The sequence below is a fragment of the Rhodococcus sp. BUPNP1 genome (assembly GCF_002215235.1).
GTDB lineage: Bacteria > Actinomycetota > Actinomycetes > Mycobacteriales > Mycobacteriaceae > Rhodococcus.
The window spans coordinates 67,386-83,765 of sequence record NZ_NERM01000014.1 but is presented as its reverse complement, the minus strand read 5'-3'; the positions used below and the strand labels follow the sequence as shown (position 1 = coordinate 83,765).

The window sequence follows — 16,380 nt, the reverse complement described above, 5'->3', positions numbered from 1 at the left end:
AGCGCGCGGGCCGACTTCCACCCGCCGGGACCCCGTACACCCATGTCAGGAGACTTCAAGCTCGTGTCGATCACAGACGAGATCCGCACCCTCACCCAGCCTGCGCATCCTGCCGACTGGACCGACCTGGACACCAAGGCCGTCGACACCGCGCGCGTGCTCGCCGCCGACGCCGTGCAGAAGGTCGGAAACGGGCATCCCGGTACCGCGATGAGCCTCGCTCCCCTCGCGTACACCCTCTTCCAGCGTGTGATGCGCCACGATCCGACCGACCCCGAGTGGGTCGGCCGCGACCGCTTCGTGCTCTCGTGCGGACATTCGAGCCTGACGCTGTACACCCAGCTGTACCTGTCCGGTTACGGACTCGAGCTCGCCGACCTCGAGGCGCTGCGCACGTGGGGTTCGCTCACCCCGGGCCACCCCGAGTACGGCCACACCGCCGGCGTCGAGATGACCACCGGCCCGCTGGGTCAGGGTCTCGCCTCCGCCGTGGGTATGGCGATGGCCGCCCGCCGCGAGCGCGGTCTGTTCGATCCCGAGGCGCCCGCCGGCTCGAGCCCGTTCGACCACTACGTCTACGTGATCGCCTCCGACGGCGACATCGAGGAGGGCGTGACCTCCGAGGCGTCCTCGCTCGCCGGTGTCCAACAGCTCGGCAACCTGATCGTCTTCTACGACGACAACAAGATCTCCATCGAGCACGACACCGCGATCGCTCTCGGTGAGGACGTCTCCAAGCGCTACGAGGCCTACGGCTGGCACGTGCAGACCGTCGAGGGCGGAGAGAACGTCGCCGCGCTGCTCGAGGCCGTCGAGGCCGCGAAGGCGGTCACCGACCGTCCGTCCTTCATCTCCGTCCGCACGATCATCGGCTACCCGGCCCCGACGAAGATGAACAGCGGCGACGCGCACGGTGCCGCGCTCGGCGCCGACGAGGTCGCCGAGATCAAGAAGATCCTCGGCTTCGACCCCGAGAAGAACTTCGACGTCGACCCGGCCGTGATCGAGCACGCCCGGCAGGTCGTGACGCGCGGCACCGAGGCACGCGCGGCTTGGCAGGCCGACTTCGACGCGTGGGCCGCCCGCGAGCCGCAGCGCAAGGAACTGTTCGACCGCCTGCACGCCGGTGAGTTCCCGGAGGGCTGGGTCGACGCACTGCCGACCTACGAGCCCACCGAGAGCGGTCCCGCGACCCGCTCGGCGTCCGGCAAGGCCCTCGCCGCGCTCGGACCGGTGCTGCCCGAGCTGTGGGGCGGCTCCGCCGACCTCGCCGGCAGCAACAACACGACGATCCCCGGTTCCGACTCCTTCGGTCCCGAGTCGATCTCCACGAAGGACTGGAACGCGCAGCCCTACGGACGCACGCTGCACTTCGGTGTCCGTGAGCACGCGATGGGATCGATCCTCAACGGCATCGCCCTGCACGGCCCGACCCGCCCCTACGGCGGCACCTTCCTCGTCTTCTCCGACTACATGCGGCCCGCGGTGCGTCTCGCGGCCCTCATGCAGACCCCGGCGATCTACGTGTGGACGCACGACTCGATCGGTCTCGGCGAGGACGGCCCGACGCACCAGCCGATCGAGCACCTCGCGGCGCTGCGCGCGATCCCGAATCTCGCCGTGATCCGCCCGGCCGACGCCAACGAGACGTCGTTCGCGTGGAAGGCCGCGCTGGAGAACCGCACCGGCCCGACCGCGCTCGCGTTGACCCGTCAGAACGTGCCGGTGCTCGAGGGCACGCGGGAGAAGGCCGCCGAGGGTGTCGCCCGCGGCGCCTACATCCTGGCCGAGGCATCCTCGGGCACCCCGGAGGTCGTGATCCTCGCGACCGGTTCCGAGGTTCAGCTCGCCGTCGCCGCCCGCGAGACCCTCGAGGCCGACGGTGTGGCCACCCGCGTCGTCTCGGTGCCGGTGCTCGACCGGTTCCTCGAGCAGGACCAGGCCTACCGCGACGAGGTGCTGCCCCCGTCCGTGCGTGCCCGCGTGTCCGTCGAGGCCGGTCTCGCGATGCCGTGGTACCGCCTCATCGGCGACGCCGGTGAGCCGGTCTCGCTCGAGCACTACGGCGCCTCCGCCGACTACAAGACCCTGTACCGCGAGTTCGGCATCACTGCCGAGGCCGTCGTCGACGCCGCGCGTCGCTCGCTGACCCGAGTGAAGGGATGATCCGATGACCCAGCAGACCTCCACGCAGAACGCTGCGCTGGCCGAACTGTCCGCCCAGGGTGTCTCGGTGTGGCTGGACGACCTGTCCCGCGACCTCATCGATTCCGGCAAGCTCGCCGAGCTCGTCGCGACCCGCAGTGTCGTGGGCGTGACGACCAACCCGTCGATCTTCCAGGCCGCCCTGTCGAAGGGCCACGCCTACGACGCGCAGATCCGCGATCTCGCTGCCGCCGGCGCGGACGCCACCGAGGCGATCCGCACCGTCACCACCGACGACGTGCGCGCGGCCTGCGACGTCCTCGCGCCGGTGTTCGAGGCGACGGACGGCCTCGACGGACGGGTGTCGATCGAGGTCGACCCGCGTCTGGCGCACAAGACGGACGACACCGTCCAGCAGGCCCTCGAGCTGTGGCGCATCGTCGACCGCCCGAACCTGTTCATCAAGATCCCGGCGACGGTGGCGGGTCTGCCGGCCATCGCCCGGGTGATCGGTGAGGGTGTCAGCGTCAACGTCACGCTGATTTTCTCGGTCGAGCGCTACGAGCGGGTCATCGAGGCCTACCTCGACGGCCTGACCGCAGCGAAGGCCTCCGGCCACGACCTGTCGAAGATCCGCTCGGTCGCGTCGTTCTTCGTCTCGCGTGTCGACACCGAGATCGACCCGCGCCTCGAGGAGATCGGCACCGATCAGGCGCTGGCGCTGCGCGGCAAGGCCGGTCTCGCCAACGCGCGGCTCGCGTACGGCGCCTACCAGCGCGCGTTCGAGGGCGGGACGCGGTTCGAGCAGCTCACCGAGGCGGGTGCCGTTCCCCAGCGTGCACTGTGGGCGTCGACGGGTGTGAAGAACCCCGATTACCCCGACACCCTCTACGTCACCGAGCTGGTCGCGCCGAACACCGTGAACACGATGCCGGAGAAGACCCTCGAGGCCGTCGCCGACCACGGTGAGGTCACGGGCGACACCGTCACCCGCAACATCGCCTCCTCCCAGCAGGTCTTCGACGCGCTGGCATCGGTCGGTGTGGATCTTCCCGACGTCTTCCGCAAGCTCGAGGACGAGGGTGTGGAGAAGTTCGTCGTGTCGTGGAAGGACCTGCTCGCGGCGACGGCGGAACAGCTCGCGGCTCACGCGCCGGGCGCGGAGGGCTGAACGTGCCCGAATCCGGTGCGGCGGAGTGGGTGAATCCGCTCCGGGACAACAGAGATCGCAGACTGCCACGTATCGCCGGCCCGTGCGCGCTGGTGATCTTCGGTGTCACCGGCGATCTGGCCCGGCGCAAGTTGATGCCCGCCGTCTACGATCTCGCCAACCGCGGCCTCCTGCCGCCCGGATTCGCGCTCGTCGGTTTCGCCCGGAGGGACTGGGCCGACGAGGATTTCGGTCAGGTGGTCCACGACGCGGTACGTGAGCATTCGCGTACCCCCTTCCGCGAGGAGGTCTGGCAGCGCCTCGCGGAGGGGATCCGCTTCGTGCAGGGCACCTTCGACGACGATGCGGCGTTCGCGGAGCTCGCGACGACCCTCGAGAAGCTCGACCGCGAGCGCGGTACGGGTGGCAACCACGCGTTCTACCTGTCAGTTCCCCCGGACGCCTTCCCCGTGGTGTGCGGGCAGCTGTCGCGTTCGGGCCTGGCCGCGCAACGCAACGGCTCGTGGAGCCGCGTCGTGATCGAGAAGCCGTTCGGGCACAACCTCGAGAGTGCGCGCGAGCTCAATTCGGTTGTCGGTGAGGTGTTCTCCGAGGAATCCGTCTTCCGTATCGACCACTATCTCGGCAAGGAGACGGTCCAGAACATCCTCGCGTTGCGGTTCGCGAACCAGATGTTCGAGCCGGTGTGGAACGCGCACTACGTCGACCACGTGCAGATCACGATGGCCGAGGACATCGGTCTCGGTGGTCGCGCCGGCTACTACGACGGCATCGGCGCGGCGCGCGACGTCATCCAGAACCACCTCCTGCAGCTGCTCGCCTTCACCGCGATGGAGGAGCCGGTGAGCTTCGCGGCGTCGGAGCTGCACGCGGAGAAGATCAAGGTGCTCTCCGCGACCCGGCCGGCCGAGCCGTTCGACGAGACCACCGCGCGCGGCCAGTACGCATCCGGCTGGCAGGGCGGCGAGAAGGTCGTCGGTCTGCTCGAGGAGAAGGGCTTCGCGGCGGATTCGACCACCGAGACGTACGCGGCCATCACCCTCGAGGTCGACACCCGCCGCTGGGCGGGTGTCCCCTTCTATCTGCGCACCGGCAAGCGCCTCGGCCGCCGCGTCACCGAGATCGCGGTGGTCTTCAAGCGGGCCCCACACCTGCCGTTCGACAAGACCATGACCGAGGAACTCGGTCAGAACGCGCTGGTGATCCGCGTGCAGCCCGACGAGGGCATCACGATGCGCTTCGGCTCGAAGGTGCCCGGCTCCGAGATGGAGGTCCGGGACGTGAACATGGACTTCAGTTACGGCCAGGCGTTCACGGTCTCCTCCCCCGAGGCCTACGAGCGGTTGATCCTCGACGTGCTCCTCGGCGTCCCGTCACTGTTCCCGGTGGACGAGGAAGTCGAATTGTCCTGGAAGATCCTCGATCCGGTGCTCGAGCACTGGGCGGCGAACGGGCGACCGGAGCCCTACGAGTCCGGCACCTGGGGTCCGCGTTCGGCCGACGAGATGCTGCGGCGCACCGGCCGGGAATGGAGGCGTCCGTGAGGCTCCAGTTGCGCAACACCTCCGCCAACGCCATCAGCCGCAAGCTGGTGGAGTTGCGGCGGTCGAGCGGAATGGTCACGCAGGGACGTGTTCTCACGTTCATCGTGTGCGCCGGCGACGCGCGGGGCCTCGACGCCGCGATCACGGCCGCCACCGAGGCGTCGAAGGAACATCCCTGCCGCGTCATCGTCGTCGGTCGCGGCCGGCAGGACGGTCCGTCGCGGCTCGACGCGGAGATCCGGGTCGCCGGTGAAGCGGGTGCCTCCGAGGCGTTGATCCTCGCCCTGCACGGCGAACTCGGTGAACATCAGGAGTCGGTCGTGGTGCCGTTCCTGCTGCCGGACACCCCCGTCGTCGCGTGGTGGCCCAACCAGGCCCCCGCGGTCCCGGCCGAGGACCCGGTGGGTCGCCTCGCCGTCCGCCGCATCACCGACGTGACCAACTCCGACGACCCGCGTGCCGATCTCGCGACCCGCCTGTCCGGTTACCGGCCGGGCGACACGGATCTGGCCTGGGCCCGCATCACCTACTGGCGGGCGCTGCTGGTCTCGGCACTCGATCAGCCGCCCTACGAGCCGGTGCTCTCGGCGCGCGTGTCGGGTCTGCGGACCGAGCCGGCCGTCGATCTGATCGCGGGCTGGCTCGCGAGCCGTCTCGACTGCCCCGTCGAGCGATCCGTCGGCGAGCTGAGGGTGGAACTGCGCACGGCGTCGCAGACGATCGCCCTGGAACGTCCGCAGGAAGGTCGCGTGGCGACCCTCGAACGCACCCACAAGCCCGATTCGCTGATCAGCCTGGCGCGCCGGAACTCGGCCGAATGTCTCGCCGAGGAACTGCGTCGCCTCGATCCCGACGAAGTCTACGAAGCCGCATTGTCGGCCCTGCCGAAGGTGGATTATGTCTGACACCGTCCGCACTCCGTCCGAGATCCGGCGTTTCGCCGACGCCGACGAGGTCGCCCGCGCGGCGGCGTCCGCCTTCGTCGATGCCGTCGTCGCCGCGCAGCGCGAGCGGGTGCAGGCCCACGTCGTGCTCACCGGCGGCGGTACCGGTATCGCGATGCTCGAGAACGTGCGGCGCGACCAGGGCGCCATCGACTGGTCGGCGGTGAACGTCTACTTCGGCGACGAGCGGTTCCTGCCACCCGGCGATCCGGATCGCAACGAGGTGCAGGCCCGTGAGGCTCTGCTCGACCATGTGCCGATCGACCCGGCCCGCATCCACACCATGCCGGCGCTCGGTGAGGACGGGTGCAGCACGCCGCAGGACTCGGCCCAGCGGTACGCCGAACTCCTCGCGGCGCACTCTCCCGACGGCACCGCACCGGTCTTCGACGTGCACCTGCTCGGCATGGGCGGTGAGGGACACATCAATTCGCTGTTCCCCCACACCGACGCGGTGCGCGAGTCCGAACGTCTCGTGGTGGGTGTCGACGACTCCCCGAAGCCGCCGCCGGCCCGGGTGACGCTGACGCTGCCCGCCGTGCAGCGGGCGCGGCAGGTCTGGTTGCTGGTCACCGGTGACGCCAAGGCGGAGGCCGTCGCAGCGGCCGTGGGTGGTGCCGCACCGGAGGACTTCCCCTCCGCCGGCGCCCGCGGCACCGAAGGGACCGTGTGGTTCCTCGATCCGGCTGCCGCAGCGCAACTCCCGGCGTAGTAACCGAGCGGAGCGCCGGGAGCCCGACGCCGTGATCGGCGATCCGGACGTCACGCGCCGGCGCCGTCGAAGTCGGGATCGTCGGCGTCGTCCGTCTCCACACGGCGCCCCTCCGAAGTACCGGCGGTGTCGCCGTCGTCGACACCGCTTCGCACGCACCGCATCCGATTCATCGAACGCGGGCCTGCCGTCGAGCGCAGCGCGCGCAGTGGTGATCGGCCCGGGACACATCGCACCGTTCGTGGGTCCATGCCGGTGAGCTCCTCCCGTCGTGGACCGTTGTCGTCACGGCCCTCTGTCTCGTTCGACGCGCCGGGACGCCCGACGGTTCCACTCGGGACGAAATCGATGGTTCCGATCCGGGATCGAGCGGTCAGATACTCCGTTCGATCACCGCGGCGGTGACGCGGTCGTCGATCGACGACACGGGGTTCTCCCGTGCCACCCAGGGATCGCCACCGAAGTACTTCGCGAAGATCTTCTCGGCCGTGCGGGTGGCGATCGCCTGTGTCGTCAACGTCGGGTTCGGGCCTCCGAGACTGTTGGCGAGCGCCGAGTTGTCGGCGACGAACAACCTTTTCACCCACCGCGCCTCCGCGTCGGCGTCGAGCACCGAATCCCGGTCGCTCACCCCCATCCTCATGCTCGACTGCGAGTGCAGGATCAGCGGTGGCCAGTCGCAGCGATGCACCCTCTTCGCGCCCGCCGCCCTCATCAACTCGACGGCCGTGCGGGTCGCGTGGTCACGATTGCGGCGGGTACGAGCCGAGCGCCGACGATGCTGCACGGTCACCCGCGGCGCCAGACCCCCTTCGTCCGGATACAGGATCGGTGAGAGCGTCACGCGGTTGTCCGGTTCGACGTCGTCGTCCGAGATGACGAGCGCGGCGAGGACGCGGTCGGCGTCGGCCATCGTGTCGAGCAGGTCGCGTCCGACGAGCCGACCCACACTGTCGGCCCCCGCCGAATCGACGACACCGCCGGCACGTCCGTATCCGTGGATGCCGGAGTCGCTGAAGTTCAGCGCGTACGCGATCAACGCCGGGGGCAGGCCGACCTGCTCGATCCCGCCGTAGCCGGGCAGATCGACGCGCGCGTTGGATCCCGGTCCGCGCGTCTGCCCGGTGTACTCGTCGAAGACGCCGAAGACCGCGTCCATGTGGTGGTCGGTGAGGCCGCGGCCGACCCAGCCGTTCGGATTCGGCAGCGTCGAGTTCAGCCACAATCTCGGGCTCTCGATGCACCCTGCCGCCAGCACCACCACCGGCGCGGTCGCCTCGTGCTCCTCCCCCGCTGTCGTGAACCGCACGCCGCGCGCCACGGTCTCCCCGTTCACCTCCTCGACGAGGATCTCGGAGACCACCGCATCGGCGATCAGGGTGACGGCACGCCCCTGGGGTGACCACGCGTCTGCGGTGAGCATCATCGGGACATACGAGTTGTCGGTGGAGCGTTTGGCCTTGAGATTCCGCGGCGCCCCCAGCGGCAGGAAACAGCCCTGATAACAGTGCCCGCACATCGTGCAGCCCCGCGCTTCTGGATGGTGCAGACGCGCGCGGTCCCGGGTGCGGCCGGCGGTGCCACCGGGCTGGAGGATCGCGTTCTGCTGGGCGCGATGGGCTGGCCCGGTGGTGTCGAGCGAGGTCTGGTGCGGCAGCCCCATGGCCGCTGCACCCCGCAGGAACAACTGCTCCTTGGCGCCCATCGGTGCGGTCTGCACGGGCAGCGTGGCCTCCACCCACTCGTAGTAGGGACGCAGCTCGTCGTATCCGAAGGGGAACAGGTGCGCCGTGTCGTACATGGCGCGGTCGGCGCCGTCGTATCCGGAGAACGCGCCGGGTGCCGCCCGCGGCGAGTTGCCGAAGAAGTGCAGCGTGGTGCCACCGACACCGGACACCTGCCACACGAACGAGTTCTGGGGCAGATCACGCAGCCACGGCGTGCCCGAGCGGTCCCCCGGCCCGTGGCGGAACAGCCCGGTGATCGGATTGTTGATGTCGTCCTCGAAATGGGTCCACTCGTTCTCCGGGTCGGCGAAGCGGGGGCCTGCCTCGAGAACGAGCACGTCGAGACCGCGCGCTGCGAGTTCCTTGGCCACGACGGGTCCGCCGCCACCCGCCCCGATGACGATGACGTCGGTCATCTATTTCTCCACCTCGTCGATTCCGCCGTAGTAGCCCAGGAACTCGTCCCACCCGTCGCTCGGCCCGGAATAGCGGCTCAGTTCCCAGCCGACCGGGCGCCCGGTGACCTCGCGCCGGGCGCGGTCGTACGCGGAGACCTCGGAGAAGGCCGCGAAGGCGGCCAGGGTGGGGATCGCGTTGACCACGAATTTCAGCACCAGGCCCTCGAAACGCGGGTCGGTGTCGAGCCATTCGAAGACCTGCGCTTTCGCGGCATGGCTCAGATTCGCGAAGGGCGCCGCGAACGGCCCGCTCACCGAACGCGGGTCGGCGGTGACACCGAAGGTGTTGAGCAGCACTGCGATCGCCGCGGCACCGGGCAGGTTGCCCGCCTCGGGTCCGAGCAACGGCATCGGCGACGCCTGGTCCAGGGTTCGCTCGAGGGATTCCGCCGTGCCGACGGTGACGCCGCCGGGCCGGTCGGTCCACACGCCCTGCTGGTGCGAGTACGGGTCGTTGCCGGGTACGACGAACGCGAGCACTCCGTTGATCGTGTCGCGCACGGGAGGCGTCTCGCTCAGCGGACTCGCGTTCACCTCCCGCGCGAACACGCCTGCGGTGCCGACCAACGCCGCCATCGTCGTGGCCATCCCGGCGAGAAAACGCCGCCTGTTCCAGTACCCGTGCTGCGGGTCGTCCACGTCGCCCCCTCGTCGCTTCGTGGTGCAGCGTACGAGATGTCACGGAACGGTTGCGGTATTTCGTCCGGATCGCCCCTCGGTCGCACGGACCGGCGGAGCGATCGACGGAATCGGGTAGCTCGCTACCCGTGCCGTCCGCACCCGAGGCGCGCAGGATTCGAACACAGCCGAACGATGCAACGGGGTGAGAATCATGTTGCAGAAGAGGGAGAGCAACCGGTTCGCGTCTGCCCTGAAGACACTCCGAAGCCTGGACGATGCTCTCGCTACCCGTCCCGGCAACGATAGCCACGGCGGCGCTCCCGCGCCGGCTTCGGACACGGCACCTGCGGAACTGCGCAATGCGACGCCTTCCCGCTTGCACATCACCCACGCGGACGGTCGGACGCTCGTGTTCGCACCGCTCGAACGCCGCGTACCGACCGACCCGGAGCGACAGTGGCCCTGGGAGGGCCTGATCCGCCACGGATACGTCGTCCCCCTGCACGCCACAACGGATACACCCCTCGACGGCACCAAGGCTCGTTCCCGCCGTCAACTCCACACGGTCACGTTGTGGTGCATGCTCGTGATCAGCGTGGCGGTGCCTATCTCGGCATTCGCTACCGGACTGGTGAGCATCACGGCGGCGCCCGTCGTCGCAGTCGCATTTGTCGCAGTGGCAACCATGTTGCCGGGCCTGTTGTTCTTCCTGTTCGACCGTCAACGTCTGAGTACGCTCCGCGACCGCTTCGAATGGCAGATCTTCCGCCTGGACCCGAACGTCCACACGTTGGCAGACGTGCAGGCCAAGTACGGCGGCCAGATGGACGAGGTCTTCTACGCCGCAGACGAGCGGACCACCACGGTGAACGCCACCCAGCGACTGTGGCCCATCCTCGTTTCCACCGTCACCATCGCGTTGGGCTGGACCATGGCGCTGTACTCCCCAGCCGCGTCGTCCGGCACGCCCGATACGAGTCTCTTCACTGCGCTCGCCGATCCGCTCGCGTTCGCATTCCTGGGCGCGTACTTCTTCTCCCTCAACACCTGCCTGCGCCGGTATTCACGGAACGACTTACGGCCCAAGGCATACAGCGCGATCACCGTACGAGTGATCACCGTCGTCATCCTTGCCTGCTTGCTCCAGGCCGTCGTCGAATCACCGGAGTCGCGGGTCTACGACGCCACCGTGCTCCCATTGGCGTTCGTGATCGGCGTGCTTCCCGAAACCGCGATGGTGCTACTGCGCGACACCCTGCGGCGTTTCGCCCTCACCAAGAAACGCCGCATGCTCGAAGAGCAATTGCCGCTCACCGACATCGAGGGACTCGACCTCTACGACCGGGCACGACTGATCGACGAGGGTGTGCCCAACGTCGAAGCCCTTGCGCATCACGATCTCGTCGATCTGCTGCTCGAGACACGGATTCCGGTCGGCCGCCTCGTCGACTGGGTCGACCAGGCGATTCTGCGACTCCATATCGTGGATTCGACCGCCGAGACGGATCCCGAGGGCGCGAGAGTGCTGTCCGACCTGCGCGCACTGGGCATTCGTAGCGCGACCGACCTCCTGGCGGCCCGGCAGAGATGCGCCCACCGTAAGGCGTTGGTCGAGGCGGTCGCCCGTGGTAACGAGTCACCCGCAGACGCCGAGAACCGTCTGGAACTTCTCGTCACCGCCCTGTGTGACGACGAGTGGATCACCTACATACGCACCTGGCGGGACCGGACCCTGGTCTCGGACCGGTACATCCGGCTCGACCGGAACGGTGAACCCGCATCCGTGAGGACCGAAGTGCCGGACAACGACCTTCACGACTGCCGCCGTCCGAATTCGCGGATCTCTTCCCTGTACCGACGGTTCACCCCGCCGTACCGAATCGAGACGATCCTGTGAACGGATTCGAGTAGCGCACTACTCGTGCCGATGCCTGCCGATGGCGCACACTGGGAATATCGATTCGGTGGACACGGAAGCGTCCCCCGTCCGAGGAGAAGTCGTGCGAATGCAGAACATGGAGCGACGAGTATCGCATCGGTGATCCCGCCTTCCGGCGGTCCGATCCCGGCGTGCCCTCGCTTCGTGTTGCATTCCGTTCCGGCCCTGCCCTCGACTCCGTCGAGCGCCGACTTCTTCCAAGGACCCGTCATGTCCTCGCACCATGTTGCGGTTCCGCAGCTCTCATCACCGACGTCCGGCGATCCATTACCCACACATCGCGACATTCTCGCGGTGCTGCTTCCCCTGCTCGCCGCGCTGTTCGCCGCCTTGCTCTCCGGCACCGTCGCGATTCCTGCACTGCCTGCCGTCACGGCGGAACTCGGTGGCGGGTCCGTAGGCCTGACCTGGATCATCACGGTCGCTCTCCTGGCCAACGCGACCACCACCCCGGTCTGGGGATCGATATCCGACCGCTACGACACACGCCTCCTCGTCCAGGCGGCGCTGCTGACGCTGACGGCGGGATCGGTGGTCTCGGCCTGCGCTCCGGCTCTGCCCGTCCTCCTCGCCGGCCGCGTGGTGCAAGGGATCGGCCTCGGCGGCGTCGTGGCCGTCACCGTCGCGGTGCTCGGCGCCCTCATCCCGCCGCGGGAACAGGGTCGTTATGCCGGATACGGCGCCGTGGTCATGGCGGTGTCGATGGCCGGCGGTCCGCTCCTCGGCGGCGCCCTCGTCGATACGCCCCTCGGCTGGCGGGCCTGCTTCCTCGTTCCTGCGGCACCGGCCGCCATCGCACTGGTCGCACTGCGACGCAGGCTGAAGCCGGGGCCGCGCAGCTCGTCGGACGCGCGGATCGACTGGGTCGGCGCGGTACTGCTCACGTCCGGGGTGACGCTGGTGCTCGTGTGGGTCAGCGCCGGAAATGGGAGCCGGTCGTCGTGGCCACAGGTCGGATACCTCCTCGGCGGCGGTGTCCTGCTCGTCGCTGCGCTCGCCGTCGAACGCCGCACTCCCGCACCTGTGGTTCCGGTGGATCTGCTCGGGCAGCGCACCGTCGCGTGCGCCCTGATCACGTCCGTGTCGTCCGGGTTCGCGTTCTACGCAGCGCTGTCCTTCCTCAGCGAGTACTTCCAGGCGGTGCGCCACCACACGGCCACTGCCACAGGGATCCTACTGACCCCCTTGGTGTTCGGACTCGCGTCGTCCTCCTACACCTCGGGTCGTCTCATCACCCGCTCCGGCAGGTGGAAGGCACTGCTCGTGGCCGGGTCCGTGCTCCAGGTCGCCGGATGCGCGATGCTCGCGTTCGCCGACGGCAACACCGCTCCGTGGTGGATCGAGCTCGCCGTCCTGCTGCTCGGCCTGGGAATCGGGGTCCTGTTGCAGAATCTCGTGACGCTGGTCCAGAACGCCGTCGCTCCGGAGCGTTTCGGAGCGGCCGGTGCGGCGGTCTTCTTCTTCCGTCTCATCGGAGCGGCGGTGGGTCTGCCTCTCCTCGCCGCGACGGTCCCGCCCCACGGCCAGGGCACCGGCCAGGTCTTCCTCCTGCTGGCGGCGCTGTCCGTCGTCGGACTCGTCGCGGTCGCGCTGCTGCCCAACCAACGGCTGCGCACCTCCTTCGCCGCAGCGGAGGAACCATCGCGGTGAAACGGACCGCGCAGGCAGCCGAATGCAGGACAATTCCGATAAGGCGAGCGCCATCGAGAGGAGCCGTGATGAGCACGCCGAGGACGAACACAGGCGAAGTGAGCCCGGAACGTGATTGTCCGAGCGACGCGTCGCTGGTGCGGCTGATCTACCACCGCAACTTCCTGCTCCCGATCGGCGAGGTCTGGGCGGCACTCACCGATTCGGAGAAGCTGGGTCGCTGGTACGGCACGTACACCGGCGACCCGGCCACGGGCCGTGTGCTCCTGACGATGACCGACGACCTCGACTCGGCCACCACCTATGTCGACATCCTCCGGTGCTCTCCCCCGGAGGGATTCGCCGTCGACGTGGACGGGTGGCAGCTCGAGGTGGCGCTGCGCCAGGTCGGGAAGGTCACCACCCTCGAGTTCACACACCGCCACGTCCCGCGCTCGGAGGCCGGAGAGATCGGGCCGGGGTGGCAGTACTACCTCGACCGTCTCGACGCGGCACTGGCCGGCACTCGCCCGCCGGTGTGGGACGACTACCTCGACCTGGTCGACGAATACCGCTGACCGGCGCCGTTCGCTGCAGTGATCCGCCCGACGAGCACCACCGGATTCGAGTAGCGCACTACCCGTGAGACCTCCCGAGCCGCCTCCTAGCGTCGAATCCACCAACCGGTCGCATTCAGGGAGCACTACGATGCCGCAGCCCGGAACGAGCACACAACCGACAGAGATCACGCAGAAGGTCGCGAGAAGGAAGGGATCGAAGAACATCGTCCTGTGCTTCGACGGCACCGGCAACGAAATTCGGGCGAAGGGGAACACCAACGTCGTCCGTCTGTTCCGCGCGCTCGAGAACACGACGGGCGAACAGGTCACCTACTACGACCCCGGCGTCGGTACCTTCTCCTCCGCCGGGGCCTCGACGCGTGTGGGACAGAGGATCTCCCGCACGCTCGGCCTCGCATTCGGCGTCGGTATCAAGACGAACCTCGCAGAGGCCTACACGTTCCTGATGAAGCAGTGGGAGCCCGGTGATCGCATCTATCTCTTCGGGTTCAGCCGGGGCGCCCACACAGCACGTGCCTTCGCGGCGATGTTGCATCTCGTCGGCCTTCCACGGGCGTCGTCCGAGAATCTCGTGCAGTACGCGATCGCCGCATACGCCCGTCGCAGGTCCTGGGACTCCGACGACTTCGCATGCGCCGAACAGTTCGCGACGACCGTGTGCCGCGCGTCGAACGGGACGTTCTCCGTCCCCGTGCACTACCTCGGGATCTGGGACAGCGTCAGCGCACCCGGAATCTTCGAGAAGGACTACCACTTCGAAAAGACGGCCGAGTTGCCGAACGTGGAATCCGGCCGGCACGCGATCTCCATCGACGAGTACCGCAGGCCGTACAGGGTGGACAAGGTCGCGAACGACCGGATCGAGGAGGTCTGGTTCTCGGGCGTCCACTCCGACGTCGGAGGCGGATTCGAGGACTGCCGACTCGCCGACATCTCGCTCCGCTGGGTCCTCGAGGGTGCCCTCGACCACGGCGTGCTCCTGCGCCGGACGGTGAGCCTGCGGCAGCTTCCGAAACCGGAGCAGACGAGCGCGACGGCCACGCCGACCCGGATGAGCCGCATCTGGTGGCTCATCGGTCGAGGAACTCGTGAGATCCTCGGCGGGACACGATCTCCCGAAGGACTGAAAGTCCACGAGAGCGTCAGGCTCCGGGAGGACCGTCTGGCGGCCCGGCTACGGAATCCGCACTGGGTCGATCCGGAGTGGTACACGCCGAAGCGCTACGACCTCGAGGTATCCGGCTATACGAACCGCCGAACCGCGCCGCTCCGTCCTGATCGGAGGTCTCGGCGCACCGGGGTCGGTCACAACTCGCGCGAACGCGACAGCTCCGCCGACCTCGCCCTGAGGTGGCGTCGCTCGGGTTCGGTACCGGCGAGCTCGAACGCCCGCCGATATGCTTCGGCCGCTTCGCCTTTCCGGCCGACCCGGGCCAGCAACTCGGCCCGCGCCACCACGTACGGCCCGTAGTCGCGCAGACCCGGCTCCTCGGCGAGTCCGTCGAGGAGTTCGAGGCCGGCCGCGGGCCCGTCGCGCATCGCAACCGCAACGGCGCGGTTCAGTGCGACGACCGGTGACGGGCTCATGGCGGTCAGCACGTCGTAGAGGGCGACGATCTGCGGCCAGTCGGTGCTGTCGAGGTCACTCGCTTCGTCGTGCAGCGCGGCTATCGCGGCCTGCACCCCGTACGGTCCGGGTGGTCCTCCGGTGAGCGCGGCGACCACCAGTGCACTGCCCTCGTCGATCATCGCGCGATCCCACCGGGAACGGTCCTGCACCTCGAGCAGCATCACGGCGCCGGACGGGTCGGTGCGCGCGTCCCGGCGGGCGTGGACGAGCAGCATCAGCGCGAGCAACCCGCTCACCTCCCGTTCCGCCGGCATCAGACGGTGCAGGATGCGCGTGAGGCGGATCGCTTCCTCGGCCAGGTCGGGGCGTTGCAGATGTTCGCCGCTGCTCGCGGCGTAGCCCTCGGTGAAGATCGCGTACAGCGCCGCGAGCACCACGGGCAGCCGCTCGGGCAGTTCGTCCGGTCCGGGCACCCGGAACGGGATGCGGGCACCGCGGATCTTCTTCTTGGCCCGCACGATCCGCTGCGCCATCGTCGGCGACGGGACGAGGAAGGCCCGCGCGACTTCGTTCGTGGTGAGACCGCCGAGGCAGCGCAGGATCAGCGCGACGCGGTCGTCCGTCGCGAGGGCGGGGTGGGCGCACGTGAAGAACAGCTCGAGGCGGTCGTCCGGCAGTTCCCCGGCCCCGAGCGGCTCGTACGGCGCGCGACGTTCGGTGTCGACGGCGAGTTCGGCCAGTCGCGTCGCATACACGCGGTCGCGGCGCACCCGATCCAGCGCTCGGCGCCTGGCCGTGGTGAGCAGCCACGCGCCCGGACGCTCGGGCACACCGTCGACCGGCCAGTGCACGAGCGCCGCCTCGAGTGCCTCCGATGCGACCTCTTCGGCGAGATCGAGATCGCCGAAGCGATGGACGAGCGCGGCGAGGAGCCGGCCGTGTTCCTCACGGAACACCGACTCGACGGCGGCGGCCGACTCCCCCATCGCTCAGTCCCCGAAGTCGGCGATCGGCCGCACGACGACCGTGCCGCCGTCCCTCGACCCGGGGCAGCGTGCCGCCCAGTCGAGTGCCTCGTCGAGGCTGCCGACGTCGATGACGTCGTATCCGCCGAGCACCTCGCGGCTCTCGCCGAACGGCCCATCGGTCACCGTGCGTCGTCCGTCCGCGTCGACCTGCACGGTCGTCGCGGTGACGAGATCCTGCAGGGCGTGCCCGGACACGAGGACACCCGCATCGCGCATCGCCTTCTCGTAGTCCTGCCAGTCCTCGAAGGTGCAGGTGGGCTCGTCGGTCGTGGATGCGTAGATCAGCAGCATGTACTTCATCGCGGTTGCTC

At 68.8% G+C, this 16,380-nt stretch carries 12 protein-coding genes and 1 pseudogene; 9 read left to right on the top strand and 4 right to left on the bottom strand.

Features of this window, described 5'->3' with window-relative positions:
* Positions 1-63: 63 nt before the first annotated feature.
* From tkt to pgl, 5 genes are read left to right on the top strand one after another with little or no spacing between them, the layout of a single operon-like run.
* Positions 64-2,166 (top strand): transketolase, encoded by a 2,103-nt coding sequence (tkt, locus tag B9C99_RS15805; protein ID WP_088898569.1) that lies wholly within the window; start codon positions 64-66, stop codon positions 2,164-2,166.
* 4 nt (positions 2,167-2,170) lie between these two features.
* Entirely contained in the window at positions 2,171-3,316 is a 1,146-nt protein-coding gene (gene tal, locus B9C99_RS15800) for a transaldolase (protein ID WP_088898519.1), read from the top strand.
* Between the two features lie 2 nt (positions 3,317-3,318).
* On the top strand, positions 3,319-4,860 hold the full coding sequence (zwf, locus tag B9C99_RS15795) for a glucose-6-phosphate dehydrogenase (RefSeq protein WP_172414976.1): 1,542 nt from the start codon (positions 3,319-3,321) through the stop codon (positions 4,858-4,860).
* On the top strand, positions 4,857-5,765 hold the full coding sequence (opcA, locus tag B9C99_RS15790) for a glucose-6-phosphate dehydrogenase assembly protein OpcA (RefSeq protein WP_024100808.1): 909 nt from the start codon (positions 4,857-4,859) through the stop codon (positions 5,763-5,765). Before zwf ends, opcA begins: the two co-directional genes overlap by 4 nt.
* Positions 5,758-6,516: a 6-phosphogluconolactonase gene (gene pgl, locus B9C99_RS15785; RefSeq protein WP_016691714.1), complete on the top strand. Its 759-nt coding sequence runs from the start codon at positions 5,758-5,760 to the stop codon at positions 6,514-6,516. The genes opcA and pgl overlap by 8 nt, the downstream gene beginning before the upstream one ends.
* Before the next feature lie 373 nt (positions 6,517-6,889).
* Here pgl and B9C99_RS15780 read toward each other — a convergent pair whose 3' ends face one another.
* Both B9C99_RS15780 and B9C99_RS15775 read right to left on the bottom strand, forming a co-directional pair.
* Positions 6,890-8,659 carry a GMC family oxidoreductase N-terminal domain-containing protein gene (locus tag B9C99_RS15780; RefSeq protein WP_088898518.1) on the bottom strand — a complete coding sequence of 590 codons (1,770 nt, stop codon included), beginning with the start codon at positions 8,657-8,659 and terminating at the stop codon, positions 6,890-6,892.
* Positions 8,660-9,340, bottom strand: a complete 681-nt coding sequence (locus B9C99_RS15775) for a hypothetical protein (RefSeq protein ID WP_016691711.1) — start codon at positions 9,338-9,340, stop codon at positions 8,660-8,662.
* Positions 9,341-9,533: 193 nt separating this feature from the next.
* Here B9C99_RS15775 and B9C99_RS15770 point away from each other — a divergent pair, with 193 nt between their 5' ends.
* The 4 genes and pseudogenes from B9C99_RS15770 to B9C99_RS26155 form a co-directional block, all read left to right on the top strand.
* Positions 9,534-11,219 (top strand): hypothetical protein, encoded by a 1,686-nt coding sequence (locus tag B9C99_RS15770; protein WP_088898517.1) that lies wholly within the window; start codon positions 9,534-9,536, stop codon positions 11,217-11,219.
* A gap of 336 nt (positions 11,220-11,555) precedes the next feature.
* Complete coding sequence (locus B9C99_RS15765; protein WP_172414975.1) at positions 11,556-12,911, top strand: MFS transporter; 1,356 nt, start codon at positions 11,556-11,558, stop codon at positions 12,909-12,911.
* Between the two features lie 68 nt (positions 12,912-12,979).
* Positions 12,980-13,468 (top strand): SRPBCC domain-containing protein, encoded by a 489-nt coding sequence (locus B9C99_RS15760; RefSeq protein WP_088898515.1) that lies wholly within the window; start codon positions 12,980-12,982, stop codon positions 13,466-13,468.
* 130 nt (positions 13,469-13,598) lie between these two features.
* Positions 13,599-14,414, top strand: a pseudogene (locus tag B9C99_RS26155) (DUF2235 domain-containing protein); the annotation flags it as partial.
* Positions 14,415-14,776: 362 nt separating this feature from the next.
* Here the strand turns inward: B9C99_RS26155 and B9C99_RS15750 are convergent.
* Together B9C99_RS15750 and B9C99_RS15745 are read right to left on the bottom strand one after the other, a co-directional pair.
* Entirely contained in the window at positions 14,777-16,027 is a 1,251-nt protein-coding gene (locus B9C99_RS15750; RefSeq protein ID WP_088898513.1) for an RNA polymerase sigma factor, read from the bottom strand.
* A gap of 3 nt (positions 16,028-16,030) precedes the next feature.
* Positions 16,031-16,369, bottom strand: coding sequence for a YciI family protein (locus B9C99_RS15745; RefSeq protein WP_088898512.1), 339 nt, complete (start codon positions 16,367-16,369; stop codon positions 16,031-16,033).
* Between the last annotated feature and the right edge of the window lie 11 nt (positions 16,370-16,380).